This is a genomic window from Caballeronia sp. dw_276, assembly GCF_018449635.1.
Lineage (GTDB): Bacteria > Pseudomonadota > Gammaproteobacteria > Burkholderiales > Burkholderiaceae > Caballeronia.
The window spans coordinates 280804-297767 of the sequence record NZ_JAAVUV010000007.1 but is presented as its reverse complement, the minus strand read 5'-3'; the positions used below and the strand labels follow the sequence as shown (position 1 = coordinate 297767).

The following is a 16964-nucleotide window of genomic DNA, read 5'->3' as shown; positions in this document are numbered from 1 at the left end:
CTGAATATCGAGATCCATTAGCTCATGCTGCTCATCATCCTTGCTTACCTCGGCGGCGCGCTCACCATTTTGAGCCCGTGCATTTTGCCTGTGCTGCCCTTTGTGTTCTCGCGCGCGGACCAGCCGTTCGTGCGCAGCGGTTTACCGTTGCTTGCCGGCATGGCGTTGACCTTCGCGGTCGTGGCCACGCTCGCGGCAGTCGGCGGCGGCTGGGTCACGCAAGCGAACCAGTACGGCCGCTGGCTCGCGGTTGCGTTGATTGCCGTCTTCGGGCTGACATTGCTGCTGCCGAGTTTCGCCGAACGCGTGATGCGCCCGTTCGTAAGCGCAGGCAACCGTCTCACGGAATTCGCTCAAGCCGATGGACAACGGGTCAGCGCGGGCTCATCGTTTCTGCTTGGCATAGCAACGGGATTGCTGTGGGCGCCTTGCGCCGGTCCGATCCTCGGTCTCGTCCTGACCGGCGCCGCGCTGCGTGGCGCGAGCGTCGGCACCACCTTGCTGCTCGCGGCTTATGCGGCCGGCGCGGCGACGTCGCTGGCTGTGGCGTTGCTGATCGGCGGCCGGGTGTTCGCCGCCATGAAACGATCGCTGGGCGCGGGTGAGTGGATCAGGCGCGGCATTGGCGCGGCCATGTTGCTTGGGGTTGTCGCGATCTCGCTGGGACTCGATACCGGCGTCCTCGCACGTGTATCGACCGTTGCAACGGGTGGTCTTGAGCAAAAACTGGTCGACCGTTTTTCGCCGGGATCGACGCCAGCCGCGACGAACGCAGCGAGCACGGTCGCAACTACCGATTCGCCCGCGATGATGCGCGCCACGTTCAGTACCCCGCTGCCCGTTGAAGGCCAATTGCCGCCGCTGTCCGGCGCGGTCCAATGGCTCAACTCGGCGCCGCTCAGCGCGGAGGATTTGCGCGGCAAGGTTGTGCTCGTCGACTTCTGGACGTACTCGTGCATCAACTGCCTGCGTTCGCTGCCGTATGTGAAAGCGTGGGCGCAGAAGTATCGTGACAAGGGACTCGTCGTGATCGGCGTGCACGCGCCCGAGTTTGCGTTCGAGCGCAACGTCGATAACGTCAAGCGTTCCGTGCACGATCTGGGTATCGATTACCCGGTGGCTATCGATAACAACTACGCCATCTGGCGCGCGTTTGGCAACCAGTACTGGCCGGCCCATTATTTTATCGATGCAAAAGGGCAAGTGCGTTTTCATCATTTCGGCGAAGGCGATTATGCGCACTCCGAAGAAGTGATCCAGCAATTGCTGAAAGAAGCTGGTCATACCGATGTCGGCACGGCCATGACCAACACCGACGCTCGGGGCGTGCAGCAATCCGCCGACAGCGCCGACATGCGCTCACCGGAAACCTACCTTGGCTACGAGCGTGCGGAAAATTTCGCCGGGCGCGGCGGCGAGTCGCACGACAAGGTCCACACGTATGCGGCCCCCGGCGAGCTTTCGTTGAACAACTGGGGTCTTGCCGGTGCGTGGAAGGTGGGCGCGGAAGAAGCGTCGCTGGCGGGATCGAACGGGACCATTGTGTATCGATTCCATGCGCGGGATTTGCATCTCGTGCTGGGACCAGGCAAGGACGGCAAGCCCGTCAGGTTCCGTGTGTCGATAGACGGCGCCGCCCCCGGCGATGCCCACGGCACCGACATCGCCGCCGACGGCACCGGGACGGTGACGGAACAGCGTCTTTATCAGCTCGTACGGCAACCGGGCGATGTCAGGGATCGCACGTTCAGCATCGAATTTCTGGAACCGGGCGTGGAGGCTTATGCGTTTACGTTCGGCTAGATGTTGTTCAGCCGATAAATCAGCAAGCGGCCTTTGTACGCGGCCGTATCGTCGAAAGCAATGCGGTCGAGGCGTTCCTCGCGCATCTGGAAACCGCGGTCGCCCATCTGCCGGTTGAACGCGGCGCGGTTGCCGCGGTCCGGGTCCACGATCCACACTTCGGCCGCAGGCGTCGCATGCAAGCCGATAAACGCCGCAAGTGTCGCGTTGGCATCGCGTTCGTACAGCAGGTCACTGCCCATGATCAGGTCGAATCGGCCATTGACGATACTCCGTCCCGCTGTGTCCTCGAGCGCGTCTTCCAGCTCCGGGATCGACCAGTTGCCGTGCAGGTATTTCATCGGCGGGAGGTCGTTCAGACGCAGGTTTTCGCTGAGGAAAGTCGCCGTCAGCGGATGGCAATCGCTTGCCGTGACATCCGCCCCCCGCCGATGCCCAACGAGACTTGCCAGCGCAAGGCCGCAGCCGATTTCGAGGATCCGTTCGCGGGCGAGCACGGGACGCAACGCGAGCCGCGCGGCGAGATGCGCGCCCGATGGCCACAGCATGCCGAATAACGGCCACATGGCGGACGAGATGCCGATGCGCTCGGCGTCGCCGGAAGGGTCGGAGAATTGCTGCAGGTCGAGCAGCGAACGGATGATCAGGTCGTCTACGCCGGTGACGGTGATGTTCTGCTGCTTGGTCAGGTAACCGGGCATTGAACGGCCAGGGAGAGGACGGGGACGTAGTATGCGCCCGTTTCCTGTTTGCACTCTAGATTTGGCTTTTCAGGTTTTCCCGTGCGCCCGCCTTAGCCGTTCGCGGCTGTTGCTCAAGTGCATCCGCATTGCTGCGCGTGCATCGTCGGCATCCTGACGCACGATCGCCCGATAAATCTGCTGATGCTCCGCCAGGACATTTCGAAGATGCACCACGCGGTCGAGCTCCGCAATCTCGGTTGATCCCAGTCGCGTGCGCGGACTCACCGCACGGCCCAGCTGGCTCAGGACATCGACGAAATAACGGTTGCCGCTGGCGCGGGCGATCTGGATGTGAAATTCGACGTCGTGCGCCACCACGTCCGTGCTGCCCCGTTCGAGTTCGGCTTCGAAACGTCTGAGCGCGGCATCGATCAGTTTCAAATGCTGGTCCGTGCGTCTGCCGGCCGCGAGCCCCGCGGCTGCGGCTTCCATGTCTATCCGGAACTCGATGATCGCCATGACGTCCAGCATGTCCGAAAGGTCGGATGCCGGCAGACGCAAGCTCTCTGACTGATTCGCGCCCAGAATGAACGTGCCGATCCCGTGACGCGTCTCGACAATTCTCGCGGCCTGCAAGCGCGACATGGCTTCCCGCACGACTGAACGGCTGACTGATAGCTGCTTCATCAGCGCTACTTCGGTCGGGACCTTGTCGCCAGGCCGAAGCGTGCCGCGCTGGATGTCGTCCGAGACGGTCGCAATGACTTTGTCGGTAAGGATGCTCATTGTGGAATCGCGCTATAAAAAGATATTACTTGTTGACCAGACGTCCTGGCGTGACGAGCGAGAGCAGGCCACCCAGCAGCATGAATCCCGCCAGCAGGAACATGCCTGCCGACGTGCTGTGCGTTCGCACGGTGAGATAGCCAAACAATGACGGCGAAAACAAACCCGCGAGGTTGCCGAGCGAACTGATCATTGCGATTCCGGCGGCCGCGGCGCCACCGCTCAGCAAGGCGGTGGGTTGCGCCCAGAGCAGCGGTGCGACTGCGAACACGCACATCGAGGCTGCGGTCATCGTGACGATCGTCATAGTGAGGTCGTTGCTCCAGACCGTGCTGAGCGCAAGCAGCGCGGCCCCGGCGAACGCGGGCAGCGCCAGATGCCAGCGGCGCTCGCGCCGTTTGTCGGAACTCATCGACAACGCAATCATTGCGACCGCGGCAAAAGCGTAAGGAATGGCGGTCAGCAAGCCCACGCTCAGCGAACTTCCATGACCCGCACGCTGCACGATGGTCGGTAGCCAGAAGCTGATGCCCATGTTGCCCGTAGCGAACGCGAACAGCATCAGGCTCATCAGCCACATGCGCGGATTGGTGAACACGCTGCTTGTGTTCGCGCTCGGTTTTTCGGCATTTTCAGTCGCGATGTTCCGCGAGATCACGCGCTTTTGGTCATCGGTCAGCCACCTGGCGTCATTGACGCGGTCAGGAAGCACGAACCATATGACCACGCCGATCGCAATGGCCGGCAACGCCTCGAGGAAGAAGAGCCATTGCCAGCCATGCAGCCCCGACATACCAGCAAAGCGCTGCATGATCCAGCCTGAAAGCGGGCCGCCAACCAGTCCGGAAATGGGCAGGGCAGCCATGAACAACGCCACGATGCGCCCGCGCCGATGAGCCGGATACCAGTAAGTGAGGTACAGGATGATGCCCGGGAAAAGACCACATTCGGCCATGCCCAGCAGCAATCGCAGCGCGTAGAACGAAGCAGGCGCGCGCACGAACAACATGCACATGGAAACGAGGCCCCACGATACCGCGATCCGTGCGATCCACCGGCGCGCGCCCACGCGATGCATGATCAGGTTGCTCGGCACTTCGAAGATCGCATACGCCAGATAGAAAATGCCGGCGCCGAATCCATACACCGCGTCGCTGAAGCCCAGATCCGCAGCCATCTGGAGCTTGGCCAAGCCAACGTTGATCCGGTCCAGATAGGCAATGCAAAAAGCGGTCAGCAGCACGGGCAGCAATCTGCGGGTAACCAGCGAATAAAGCTCGTTTTCGCCGGCCAGGGTTAAATCCGCCACTGGTGTGCTGAGTGGCGAGGCGTTTGCCGCAGGTTGCGTTTCCATGTCGTCTCCAAAACTATTTCTGACAATCAAGTCATCTGACGTCCTAGCTCATCTGGGCAAGCTTGGTTTTTCGGGTGTCAGTATATCCGCGATACACCGCCTGTAGATAGGAGATGGGATAGGGTAAACACGTCGTTGGAATAATTATCGATGCCAAGTAGACTGTCGTCAGACAACATAAATCGATCACCGGCCTTGGGCGGTGACGTTATGGAGTTTGACCCGGGCCAACCACACGGCCCATCTGGAGACAATCTTGACGTCTGCCCTTGCCACACCCGCAACCGATGTGCTCGATTCAGCTGTATCGAAGGTAAAGCGCCATGTGCTGCCGCTTGTCCTCATCATGTTCATTGCGAATTACATTGACCGGGTGAACATCGGCTTCGTCAATTCGCACATGCAGGCGGACCTTGGAATCGGAGCCGCTGCCTATGGTTTGGGGAGCGGGCTGTTTTTCATCGGATACGCGCTGTTCGAAGTGCCCTCCAACGTTCTGATGCAGAGGTACGGCGCGCGCGTCTGGCTTACGCGGATCATGGGGACGTGGGGCATTGTTGCTGCGGCGATGGCGTTCGTCTGGAACGACACGTCGTTCTACGTGCTGCGTTTTCTGCTGGGTATAGCTGAAGCGGGGTTCTTTCCGGGCGTGGTGTTCTATTTCACGCAATGGCTCCCGCAAAAAGAGCGCGGCAAGGCTGTTGCGGTATTTCTGGGCGGTTCAGCGCTTGCATCAGTCTTGTCGGGACCCATCACCGGCGCGCTTCTGTCCATTCGTGGCTTCGGGCTTCATGGCTGGCAATGGATGTTTCTGATTGAAGGCGGCTTTTCGGTCGTGCTGTGCGGCGTCAGCTGGATGTTGCTCAAATCGCATATCAGGGACGCAAAATGGCTGAGCCCGGCAGAGCAAACCGCGCTTTCGACGTCCATCGCAAACGAACAGGCTGAGCGGGAAGCCCTCGGAGGCGGGCACCATTTGCCCACGCTCAAGCTTCTCAAGGACCCGCAGATCCTGCTTTTTTGCCTGCTGTACTTCGCGATCCAACTGACCATCTATGCAGCGACATTCTGGCTGCCAACGATCATCCGGAAGATGGGCGGGCTGAGTGACTTCCAGGTCGGCATGTTCAACGCGGTGCCCTGGCTCATTGCGATGGTCGCGATGTATTGCTTCGCGCTCCTTTCGGCACGTTGGCGTTTCCAGCAGGCATGGCTTGCCGCCGCGCTCGTCATAGCGGCGTGCGGGCTGTTTGCATCGACTTCGGGGAATCCGGTTCTGTCATTTGTCGCGATCTGTTTTTCCGCAATTGGCTTCAAGGCCGCCGCTTCGTTGTTCTGGCCGATTCCGCAGGGCTACCTCGATGCCCGTGTGGCAGCCGGTGTCATTGCGCTGATCAACTCGGTTGGCAACCTCGGCGGATTTTTCGCGCCGGCGACCTTCGGCTATCTGCAGCAACATACCGGCTCGATCACGGGCGGACTTTACGGCCTCGGCTTCGCTTCGTTGATTGCCGCCGCCGCTTGTTTCCTGACACGCAACCGTCGGATCGATCGCGATGCAATGGGCGAGCACGTGCCCAGCCGAGCGCTTTGATCCCTCCAACTTTTCGGGTCCCAAATCATGTCGATGACTCCAGTCAAATCCACCACCACCCCGACCGTCACGGAATTACGCGTCGTTCCCGTCGCCGGCCGCGACAGCATGCTGATGAACCTGAGCGGCGCGCACGGCCCGTTCTTCACCCGCAATATCGTGATCCTCACCGATAGCGCCGGCAACACGGGCGTTGGCGAAGTGCCGGGCGGCGAGTCGATCCGCAAGACCATCGATGACGCTCGTCCTTTGGTCGTCGGTCAGTCCATCGGCAATTTGCAGGCGATCCTGAACCGGGCGCGCACGCAGTTCGCCGACCGCGATGCAGGCGGCCGCGGTTTGCAGACCTTCGACCTGCGTACGACCATCCACGCGGTCACGGCGCTGGAGGCAGCGCTGCTCGACCTGCTTGGCCAGCTCCTGGGCGTGCCGGTCGCGGCGCTTCTGGGCGAAGGTCAGCAACGCGATGAAGTCGAAATGCTCGGCTATCTGTTTTACATTGGCGACCGCAAGAAAACGGATTTGCCGTATGCGAGCGGCGCCGATGTTAACGACGACTGGGACCGCTTGCGTACCGAAGAAGCGATGACTCCTGAAGCCGTGGTCCGGCTTGCCGAAGCGGCTCAGGCGCGTTATGGCTTCAACGACTTCAAGCTAAAGGGTGGCGTTCTTTCGGGCGATGCCGAAATCGAAGCCGTTACCGCGCTGGCCGAACGCTTCCCGAAGGCGCGTGTCACCCTCGATCCGAATGGCGCGTGGTCATTGGCCGAAGCGATCCGTTTGTGTCGCGACCAGCATCACGTATTGGCGTACGCGGAAGATCCGTGCGGCGCGGAAAACGGTTATTCCGGACGCGAAGTCATGGCGGAATTCCGGCGTGCGACCGGCTTGCCGACCGCGACCAACATGATCGCGACCGACTGGCGCCAGATGGGCCACGCGATCCAGTTGCAATCGGTCGACATTCCGCTAGCAGACCCGCATTTTTGGACGATGCAGGGTTCGGTTCGCGTGGCGCAGATGTGCAACGAGTGGGGTTTGACATGGGGATCGCATTCGAACAATCACTTCGACATTTCGCTCGCGATGTTCACGCAAGTGGCGGCGGCCGCGCCGGGAAAAATCACCGCCATCGATACCCATTGGATCTGGCAGGATGGTCAGCGCCTGACGCGCAATCCGTTGCAGATTGTTGGCGGCAAGGTGAAGGTTCCGGAGCAACCGGGTCTGGGTGTTGAGCTCGATCTGGATGAACTCGCGAAGGCGAATGCGCTGTACGAGCAGCATGGACTCGGGGCGAGAGATGACGGCGTAGCGATGCAGTTTTTGATTCCGAACTGGAAGTTCGATAACAAGAAGCCGAGTCTTGTCAGGTAGAAACTGGGTCTCCATATCTGCGGCTTCAACGAGAGGTCCGGCTGTAGAATTTCTCCGGCAAGCACAGAACCCGACCGAGCCGGTAAGCGCAAACCCGTCGCTTGCGCATGAACGTGCACAAGCCTGTTTTTCATAGAGACGGCTACTCACACTGGCGAAGCGTGTGGGTTGCCGTTGACGGAGGGCAGGGGTCCAGGGTTCGCCGCTATGCGCCGAGCGTGCGTTTGGGGCCCAAACAGTCCTAAACTGCACGCTCGGGATACTTATGTGCCCGTGGTGCAGAGGCGTTCTCTTTGCTTCGTTTCCCTTTCGCCACTTGAGGCAAGTTGTCGTCCTTAAATCCAGTATCAGCATGAACCTTTAACCACGCGCCATTTTTGAGATGGGCGCGCGGAAAAGTGCGTTAGCGTAACGAGCGTTACAACAACGAAATAATCAGGATGACAACCGAATTAACGCGTTACAACGGCTTCCGTTACGTAATGCGCAAGGGCCAACGCTTCAGCTTCAGCGATGACGCCGATAAATCCAAGGCGGGGCGCGCCATGCTAATGGCCGCCGACATGCACATATGGGAGTTAAACGCGGAGCTTGTGGCGCGCGTCGAATCGTTTTTGAGGGGCGGCTTTTCGTGGTATTCCCAATCAGACAGTAGCGCCCGGGACACGTTGCAAACGTTGCTCTCTTACGTGCGTGATGGCGCAGTCGATGTCTTGCAGGAAGGCGGCGCGACAACGAATGCTTTTGAGAACGGCGGCTTCACGCTTGATCCGCCAGCGCGACAAGATAGGCCGGATACGCCGCCGTTCGATTACAACGCGCTCCTGGATGCGGATCGTGAATCGCTGCGCAAATACAATGCAACGATTGATGCAAGGATCGAGCGGGAAGCGCGGGTAAGTCCGTCGCCGTTCGAAACCGTGGAAGAGTCGGAAATGCCGTTTCTTCTCTCGGTAGTGAGCATGGTCGCGCGTAGCGCGAATGCCGGACGCCACGCAATGCAAACAGTCCCGTCCGGGCTTGGCGAACTTGCAGACAAGGCAAGTACGCCGCTAGGGGGCGGGGCGCCGTTTAAGCTTGGCGACATGCCGAGCTTTGACGACAGTTTCGAAATTGCGAAGACCCCAAACAATGGCGAGCCGGGTTCTTGGTACACGAACCCCGGAAGCGGACAAATGCGCTTATATGGCAGTGACGGTAAAGGCTATATAGATTTGGATTTTGACCATCCACATGGGGGTGTCAAGCCCCACGCTCACAACTGGGTCGGCGGTAATCGAGACTGGGCCGTCGCGCCGTTTTCGCCGATGCCATACTAGAGATGATAAATATGACGAATCCGAAAATTTTTGAAGAACTCCACGACGCTTACATCGTCGCCGTAGAGGCTGACCACTTAAGCAATACTGTTAGTCTGCGGTTAAGGTTGGAGGGGAGAATCTTTACACTGATCTTCGACGGCACTACACGTTTCCTTTTGACAGAAATGGTGATGCAAAACATCGTCTACAGCATTTCAATTCTTGAACCGGGCAGCCGAGACTACACCGAAGCCGCAAGTAAGCTGGAAACTACCTACTGGAAGAATGAACATAAGGGCAAGCAGATCGCATTTGTATCAGCATCGCTAGGCGCTGAAATGTATATCGAATTTGACTTCGTGAGAAAGCTTTCGAAAAGTGAAAGCGAACCGCAAATCGATTAAAACGATGGGCCGCGCGCGCTTTTTTTGAGAAGCAGGCGCGGACAAGTGTGACGCTGGCCGAAGGCTGACGCCGTCTCGCAGGCATGGAGAATATTTTGACCACGCGAAAGCCGAGAGGCGTGTCGATCACGTTTGACGAAGATAATCAGAGCTTCAATAAGTGCACCACGCCTCCCCCTTCGCGTTAATCCCTATCGCAAAATCCCTTCACTCCCACCAATAATGTAATCCATTACATTCTGCTGCGCGAACGAGAAGATCTGAGGGGAAATCAAAACCCATGCCCGAATCGTTTCGCGTTGCCGATGAAATCTCGATCTCCGACGTCGCGCTAAAAGCCGGCGTCTCCGTCGCGACGGTATCGCGCGTGCTCAACGGCCATACCAACGTGCGCGAGCCGACTCGGGACAAGGTCCTCGCGGCGATCGCGGCGAGTGGTTATCGCGTGAACGAACTTGCGCGCAACCTGCGCACTGCGGAAAGCCGCCTGCTGCTCACCATGGTCCCTGACTTCGGCAATCCCTTCTATTCGGCGATCGTGCAGGGCATCGACAGCGTCGCGCGCCAAAACGGCTACTTTATGCTGCTGTGCGACACGGGCGCCGACCCCGGCCGCGAGCGCAGCTATTTCGATTTGCTTCGCGGGCGCCGTGCCGATGGCGCCATCTGTCTCGACCCGGCCGCTGTACAAAAAGCTCTCGTGGAAGAGGCCTCGGCGCTACCGTGGGTGGCATGTTGCGAGTTCGATCCTGTGGCGGGCGTGCCTTATGTCGGCATCGATAACCACAAGGCAGCCGGCGATGCCGTGCGCCATCTCCTCAGTCGCGGCCACAAAAAGATTGCGCTGATCAATTCGGGCCAAGGTTACCTATACGGCCGGCAGCGCGCGGAAGGCTATAGAGATGCGCTGAGCGCGGCGGGTATCGAACCGGATCCGGCATGGCACATCGACCTGAATACGCTCGACTATGCCGCTGGCGAAGCTGCAGCGCACACACTCTCGCGCCTTCGACGCAACCGTCCAACGGCCGTTTTCGCGGTGTCGGACACGCTCGCCATCGGCGTGATCAACGGCTTGCGCGGCGCGGGACTGCACGTTCCCGACGACATGGCGGTGATGGGGTTCGACGACATCGCCGTCGCCGCGCAGATCGATCCGCCGCTGACCACCGTCGCGCAACCCATGCGCGAGCTCGGCGAAACGGCTGCGCATCTGCTGCTCAAGCGCCTGCGTGATCCGCGTGCAGAAGTGCCTGGCGTGTTGCTGCCGCACAAGCTGATGATACGAAGGAGCGCGTGACATGAGCCTCGCTGTCGGCTTCGACAACATCGCCAAGCAGTTCGGCCCCGTGCGCGTGCTGCATGGCGTCACGTTCGATCTTGCTCCGGGCCGCGTCTATGGTTTGCTCGGCGAGAACGGCGCGGGTAAATCGACGCTCATGAAAATTCTCGCCGGCTATGAACGGCCGACGACCGGCACGTTATCGATCAACGGTGTGGTCCAGTCATTCGAAAGTTCCCGCGACGCCGAAGCCGCGGGCATCGTGCTGATTCATCAGGAACTGAATCTCGCGGATCATTTGAGCATTGTGCAGAACATGTTTCTTGGGCACGAAAAGCGGCGCGGCTTTTTCCTCGATGAACCCACCATGCGCGAAGCTGCCCGCGCGCGTCTCGCCGATGTCGGCCTGCATCAGCATCCGGACACACGCGTGCGTGATTTGATCGTCGCGGAAAAGCAGCTCGTCGAGATCGCCAAAGCAATGTTGCGCGATGCCCGCCTGCTGATCATGGACGAGCCGACCGCAACGCTTACGCCCTCCGAAACGCAACGCCTCTTTGCCTTGATGGCGCGGCTGAAAGAGGACGGCGTGACGATCGTCTATATCTCGCACAAGCTCGATGAAGTGGAGCGCGTGACGGACGAAGTGATCGTGATGCGCGATGGCCGCTTCGTCACGCGCAGTCCGACCGCTGAAACGTCGCGCCAGCAGATGGCGAACCAGATGGTAGGGCGAGAAGTATCGGACATGTTTCCCGACAAGCCGCCGCTTGCAACGGATGCGCCTATTGCTTTCAAGGTCGATAACGCGTTCGTTCCTGGCTGGGCGGACAACGTCAGCTTCTCGGTGCGCGCGGGCGAAGTATTTGGTTTCGCGGGACTCGTCGGCGCGGGGCGTACGGAATTGTTCGAAGGGCTGATTGGTCTGCGTGCACTGACTGCAGGTCGAATCGAACTCGAGGGTCTTCAGATCAACCCACGTAACCCGCGCACGGCGATGAAAAACGGCATCACGTACTTGAGTGAAGACCGTAAAGGCCGCGGCCTGCACGTCGATATGGCGCTGAAAGACAACCTCACGATGATGACGCTCGAGCGCTACGCACATCCCTTGCTCGACGGCAACGCGGAACGCGACGCGCTGCAAAAAGCCGTTCAGGATTTCGGCATCCGCACGGGCAATCTCGCGAGCCGGGCGCGCATGTTGTCCGGCGGCAATCAACAAAAACTCGCGCTCGCAAAATTCCTGCATCCCGATCCGCGCGTGGTCGTGCTCGACGAACCCACCCGCGGCGTCGATGTCGGCGCAAAACGCGATATCTATTTCCTGATCCACGCGCTTGCCGCGGAAGGGCGTGCGGTCATCGTCATCTCGTCCGAACTGATCGAGCTGATTGGCTTGTGCCATCGCGTGGCGGTGATGCGCGGCGGACATCTCGTCGCGACGCTGGGCTCGGAACAACTCACTGAAGAGAGGTTGATCGCGCATGCGACCGGCACACACTGAAGGCGTGGAAGTATCGAAACGCAGCCGCCTCGGCGGCCTCGCGCGGCGCCTGCATGGCGTCGGGCCGTTGCTCGGGTTGATCGCGTTGTGCGTTGGCGGGACGCTGCTCAATCCCGATTTCGCGACCTTCGACAACGCGATGAACGTCCTCACGCGGACATCGTTCATCGGCATCATTGCGGTGGGGATGACGTTCGTGATCATCTCGGGCGGGATCGACTTGTCGGTTGGATCGATGGCCGCGCTGATCGCCGGCAGCATGATCTGGACAATGAACACGCTCGCCCACGGTGTCGGCGGACACAGCTTCGCGCCGCTGACGATCATTGCGATCGGTATCGTTTTAGCCCTCGTATTAGGGGGTCTTTTCGGTTTGGCGCATGGTCTGCTTGTGACGAAAGGGCGCATAGAACCGTTCATCGTGACGCTTGGGACACTCGGGATTTTTCGCGCCGTGCTGACGTGGCTCGCGGATGGCGGCGCGCTCACGCTCGACAACACCTTGTCCGATCTCTACGGTCCCGTGTATTACGCAAGTCTCTTCGGCATTCCTGTGCCGATATGGGTGTTCCTGATCGTCGCGGCGGGCGGCGTGGTCGTGCTGAATCGCACCGTGTTCGGGCGGCACGTCCAGGCGATCGGATCGAATGAACAGGTTGCGCGCTACGCCGCGATTCGCGTGGATAGCGTGAAGATCGTCACGTACGTGCTGCTCGGTCTCTGCGTTGGCGTCGCGACCGTGTTGTACGTGCCGCGCCTCGGGTCCGCGACGCCCACCACGGGCCTGCTCTGGGAACTCGAAGCGATCGCGGCCGTGGTCGTCGGCGGCACGGCGCTCAGAGGCGGTGAAGGACGTGTGATCGGAACCGTGATCGGCGCAATCCTGTTGTCCGTGATTGCCAACATCCTGAATCTCACCAGCATCATCAGCGTGTATCTCAACGCGGCAGTGCAGGGCGCCGTGATTATTTTCGTAGCGTTTTTACAGCGTGGACGTCGTTGAAGTCTGTTCGAACCGTGCCCTGAAACCCTATCAGGCGCCTGTCATGACAATGGAGACACAGCAATGAAAAACATTCTTCGCGCACTCGGCGCATTGACGCTGGCGGCGAGCGCCGTCTCGGCCATCGCCGCCGATAAAGTCACGCTCGGCGTCGCCATTCCAACGGCCACGCACGGCTTTACGGGGGGTATCGTGTGGTGGGCCAACGAGGCGAAAAAGGAGCTGGAAAAGGCGCATCCGGATCTGAAGATCATCGTCAAGACTGCTGGCGGTGCGCCAGAACAGGCGAACCAGTTGCAGGATCTCGTGACGGTCAACAAGATCAATGCGCTGGTTATTTTCCCGTTTGAATCAGCCTCTTTGACGCAGCCCGTCGCGCAGGTCAAGAAGAAGGGCGTGTATGTGACGGTGGTGGATCGCGGTCTGACCGATACCAGCGCGCAGGACGCGTACGTTGCCGGCGACAACACCGCGTTCGGCAAATTGCCGGCCGAATATCTGGCGAAGACGCTGGATGGCAAGGGCGACATTGTCGCGTTGCGCGGCATCCCCACGACGCTCGATAACGAACGCTGGACCGCGTTTGAATCGGTGATCAAGCAGCATCCCGACATGAAGATCCTCGACGCGAAATACGCCAACTGGAATCGCGATGACGCGTTCAAGGTGATGCAGGACTACCTGACGCGTTTCAAGCACATCGACGCGGTCTGGGCCGCCGACGACGACATGATGATCGGCGTGCTGAAGGCCATCGATCAGGCGAAGCGCACGGACATCAAGGAGGTGTTTGGCGGCGCGGGATCGAAGGAAGCGGTCAAGCGGATCATGGACGGCGACAAGCGGGTTCAAGCCGACGTGTCGTACTCGCCCAAGTTCATTTACGACGCGATCAAGCTCACGGCCGAAGCCCGCTTGAAGGGTGAAAAGCTGCCGGCCACGACCATCATTCCGTCGGTGCTGATCACGAAGGAAAACGCGAAGCAATTCTATTATCCGAACTCGCCGTTCTGAGTTTCATCGATTTGAATAGCAGTCAAATAGCAGTTGAGCGCACCCGTTCGTGGATCGACGATCATGAAAACCATCAAAGGCCCGGCCATTTTCCTGGCGCAGTTCCTCGGCGATGAATTGCCATTCGACAACCTCGCGCATCTCGCAGGCTGGGCGAAGGGGCTGGGCTATGAAGGCATTCAGGTTCCGTGCGATTCACGCCTGATCGATCTCGAGCAGGCGGCGAAAAGCGATGCTTATTGCGATGATCTGCGTCGTGTGGTGGACGACGCGGGCGTGTGCATCACGGAGTTATCGACGCATCTGCAAGGGCAACTCGTGGCGGTTCATCCCGCCTACGACACGCTCTTCGATGGCTTCGCAGCAAAGCATGTTCGCGGCAATCCGGAGGCGCGCACGGCGTGGGCGATCGAGCAGGTCGGGTTCGCGGCAACCGCGTCCAGACGCCTGGGCCTGGACGCGCATGTGACGTTTTCAGGCGCGCTGGCGTGGCCGTATTTGTATCCATGGCCGCAGCGCCCGCAAGGTTTGATCGAAACCGCGTTCAGTGAACTCGCCACACGCTGGCGTCCGTTGCTCGATGCTTTCGATCAAGCCGGCGTGGACGTGTGCTACGAGTTGCACCCTGGCGAGGATCTCCATGACGGCGTGACCTTCGACCGGTTTCTAGATGCCGTCGATCATCATCCGCGCGCCAACATACTTTTTGATCCCAGCCATTTCCTGCTGCAACAACTGGACTACCTTCAGTTCATCGATATCTATCATGAGCGTATCAAGGCATTTCACGTGAAGGACGCCGAGTTCCGGCCCAATGGCCGGCAAGGCGTGTACGGCGGTTACTCGGGCTGGGTGGACCGCGCGGGCCGCTTCCGTTCTCTCGGCGACGGGCAGATCGACTTCGGCGCGATTTTTTCGAAGATGGCTCAGTACGATTTTCCCGGCTGGGCCGTGCTCGAGTGGGAATGCGCGCTGAAGCATCCGGAAGATGGCGCGCGCGAAGGCGCGACCTTTATACGCGAACACATTATTCGCGTAGCGGATCGTGCTTTCGATGACTTCGCCGGAAGCGGTGCGAACGGTGAGGTTTTACGGGAGGTGCTGGGGATCCGGGGGTAGCGTGCCTACACATCGTATTGCCGTTGCGCTCGCGCGCATGATCACCCCGGACCAATCAAAGTGAAGCTTGTCACGTCAACCAGCACACGCGGTTGACGCCCGGGACGTAGCCGCCCCGCGATCCGCACAAAAGTGCGATCGTCGAGATGGGCCGCAACTGCCTTTGCATACTGTTCGTGGTTGAGTACGACGCGTGCCTTGATTGTTTCCTTGTCATGCTGAAGCAACCCAACGATAACTTCGCCCGCCCGGTTTCCTTCGATGTCGAATTGCCCGTTCAAGTGCTCGACGGTTCCAATGAATACGTCGTCGCGATCGTGCTCGACATCGCGCAACTCACGGCGCACCTCTTCTATACGCCCAAAGTGATCGCTTTTGATCCGTATGCTTTCGCTCGTGGGAATATCTTGCGGCAACGCCACAGTCGTTGCCCAACGGAATGACAGGTCGATGGTGTTCTGCATCTCTTCGTCATGCATACGCGTCAGCGCCTCACACAAATTTGAGGAAACGACGGGTGAGCGCGCACCTTTCTGCAAATCGACGAAGCGCGTAAGCGTGTCTGTCTCGATAGCATCGACGAGGTCTCGCACGCCGCGCCGCGCACTCAGCATGGTCATGCGAACGAAGGACTCGTTGGGGTTGGTAAGCGCCAGTGTGGATGGCGTTTCCATGGCATCGACCGGGCACGACACGCGCACCACGAAGCTACCACGCTCTGTGTGACCGAGCCTCGCGTGGCTTGCAAGCTGCGTGGCTTCGCCCCTGTGCAGACGCGGATGATGGGCCTGTGGTCGCAATACCGTGCAAGCCGAAGCGAGAAGGATCTGTTCGGCGCCCAAAAGCAACGACGCTGCAAACGACAAAGGCAAGCCTTCACTGAGCACGCCGCTGCCCGTCACCCGGTAATACATGGAGTCGTCACGCGAGATTGCGGCAAGCTGAACCAAATCCGCCGGCTTCATGCCTTGCAGGTCTGCGAGTTTGGACATGGCGAGTTCGCACGCCTCCGCGTAGTCCGGCGCGTGATGGTCCATGGGAATGACAATCTGGCGACGCGGCGCTGAAACGTGATTGAACACGTACAGTCCATCCACCATGCCATCGGGCAGCAATTGCCATCCGAGCGATTGAATGAAATCGCGCAGGCCTGACGGAGATAGCGTACTAAGCGTCATGGGGCACCTGATCGGAAAGGCTTCGATAAACAGGGATCTCGCGTCGCGAGATGCTTGCCATGAGTTGCATGAGACCGGCTCCGTCGAACGTCTGGTTCTTCGGGATCTTCACGGTGACTCCCGCTGCGTTGTTCGTGGCCGGGGCGCCGCGCAAGCTGACCCAGTAGGCGCATTTTCGAAGCACCAATTGCTCTTCGGAATGCTCCAGCCAGTCCTCGGCGTTCGGAGGCAGGAACAGCACGGCGAGTATTCGCGGCGACGCGTGCGTCTCACGGCGCAGGGCATCGTACTGTTGCGTCCCTGGGAGGAAGTAGGAGAGCGATTCGCCGTCGTCGAACGGCACTTTGACGGTTGCCTTCAATTGAACCTTGATGTCGACCTCGGTCAAGGCGCCGCCATTCGGAAACGGTTCCCAGCCCGTAAGAATGGCGTCGATGCCGGCATTGTCGTCGTGCCAGTTGCTGATCTTGCAGTTGACCCCTGCGTGCGACGCAATTGCGTGGAGATAAGCGTAGCTCAGCTCCGATTCTCTGTTGAGTACTGAAAGTGCAGTGGCCAT

At 59.7% G+C, this 16964-nt stretch carries 15 protein-coding genes; 10 read left to right on the top strand and 5 right to left on the bottom strand.

Going from position 1 to position 16964, the window contains the following annotated elements; translation table 11 throughout:
• The first annotated feature begins 24 nt into the window (after positions 1-24).
• On the top strand, positions 25-1803 hold the full coding sequence (locus tag HB633_RS17365; protein WP_213779403.1) for a cytochrome c biogenesis protein DipZ: 1779 nt from the start codon (positions 25-27) through the stop codon (positions 1801-1803).
• Here HB633_RS17365 and HB633_RS17360 read toward each other — a convergent pair.
• The 3 genes from HB633_RS17360 to HB633_RS17350 all read right to left on the bottom strand — a co-directional run bounded on the left by HB633_RS17360 (position 1800) and on the right by HB633_RS17350 (position 4626).
• Complete coding sequence (locus tag HB633_RS17360; RefSeq protein ID WP_213779402.1) at positions 1800-2504, bottom strand: SAM-dependent methyltransferase; 705 nt, start codon at positions 2502-2504, stop codon at positions 1800-1802. The two genes, HB633_RS17365 and HB633_RS17360, sit on opposite strands and share 4 nt — an antisense overlap.
• 69 nt (positions 2505-2573) lie before the next feature.
• On the bottom strand, positions 2574-3272 hold the full coding sequence (locus tag HB633_RS17355; RefSeq protein WP_213779401.1) for a FadR/GntR family transcriptional regulator: 699 nt from the start codon (positions 3270-3272) through the stop codon (positions 2574-2576).
• Positions 3273-3297: 25 nt separating this feature from the next.
• Positions 3298-4626 (bottom strand): MFS transporter, encoded by a 1329-nt coding sequence (locus tag HB633_RS17350; protein WP_213779400.1) that lies wholly within the window; start codon positions 4624-4626, stop codon positions 3298-3300.
• 256 nt (positions 4627-4882) lie between these two features.
• Between HB633_RS17350 and HB633_RS17345 the strand changes: the two genes are divergently transcribed.
• The 9 genes from HB633_RS17345 to HB633_RS17305 all read left to right on the top strand — a co-directional run bounded on the left by HB633_RS17345 (position 4883) and on the right by HB633_RS17305 (position 15227).
• Positions 4883-6220, top strand: coding sequence for an MFS transporter (locus tag HB633_RS17345; protein ID WP_213779399.1), 1338 nt, complete (start codon positions 4883-4885; stop codon positions 6218-6220).
• 27 nt (positions 6221-6247) lie between these two features.
• A complete protein-coding gene (gene gudD / locus HB633_RS17340; RefSeq protein ID WP_213779398.1) occupies positions 6248-7597 on the top strand; it encodes a glucarate dehydratase in 1350 nt (449 codons plus the stop codon).
• 440 nt (positions 7598-8037) lie between these two features.
• Positions 8038-8916: a hypothetical protein gene (locus HB633_RS17335; RefSeq protein ID WP_213779397.1), complete on the top strand. Its 879-nt coding sequence runs from the start codon at positions 8038-8040 to the stop codon at positions 8914-8916.
• Between the two features lie 11 nt (positions 8917-8927).
• Positions 8928-9302: a hypothetical protein gene (locus HB633_RS17330; RefSeq protein WP_213779396.1), complete on the top strand. Its 375-nt coding sequence runs from the start codon at positions 8928-8930 to the stop codon at positions 9300-9302.
• Positions 9303-9582: 280 nt separating this feature from the next.
• Complete coding sequence (locus tag HB633_RS17325; protein ID WP_213779395.1) at positions 9583-10602, top strand: LacI family DNA-binding transcriptional regulator; 1020 nt, start codon at positions 9583-9585, stop codon at positions 10600-10602.
• A gap of 1 nt (position 10603) precedes the next feature.
• Positions 10604-12091: a sugar ABC transporter ATP-binding protein gene (locus HB633_RS17320; protein WP_213779394.1), complete on the top strand. Its 1488-nt coding sequence runs from the start codon at positions 10604-10606 to the stop codon at positions 12089-12091.
• Complete coding sequence (locus HB633_RS17315) at positions 12072-13094, top strand: ABC transporter permease (protein ID WP_213779393.1); 1023 nt, start codon at positions 12072-12074, stop codon at positions 13092-13094. Before HB633_RS17320 ends, HB633_RS17315 begins: the two co-directional genes overlap by 20 nt.
• Before the next feature lie 63 nt (positions 13095-13157).
• A complete protein-coding gene (locus HB633_RS17310) occupies positions 13158-14108 on the top strand; it encodes a substrate-binding domain-containing protein (RefSeq protein ID WP_213779392.1) in 951 nt (316 codons plus the stop codon).
• A gap of 63 nt (positions 14109-14171) precedes the next feature.
• The gene (locus HB633_RS17305) at positions 14172-15227 is read left to right on the top strand and encodes a sugar phosphate isomerase/epimerase (RefSeq protein WP_213779391.1); all 1056 of its coding nucleotides are present in this window, start codon (positions 14172-14174) and stop codon (positions 15225-15227) included.
• Positions 15228-15268: 41 nt separating this feature from the next.
• Here the strand turns inward: HB633_RS17305 and HB633_RS17300 are convergent, their stop codons facing one another.
• Entirely contained in the window at positions 15269-16405 is a 1137-nt protein-coding gene (locus HB633_RS17300; protein WP_213779390.1) for a hypothetical protein, read from the bottom strand.
• Positions 16395-16964: a DUF4365 domain-containing protein gene (locus HB633_RS17295; RefSeq protein WP_213779389.1), complete on the bottom strand. Its 570-nt coding sequence runs from the start codon at positions 16962-16964 to the stop codon at positions 16395-16397. The genes HB633_RS17300 and HB633_RS17295 overlap by 11 nt, the downstream gene beginning before the upstream one ends.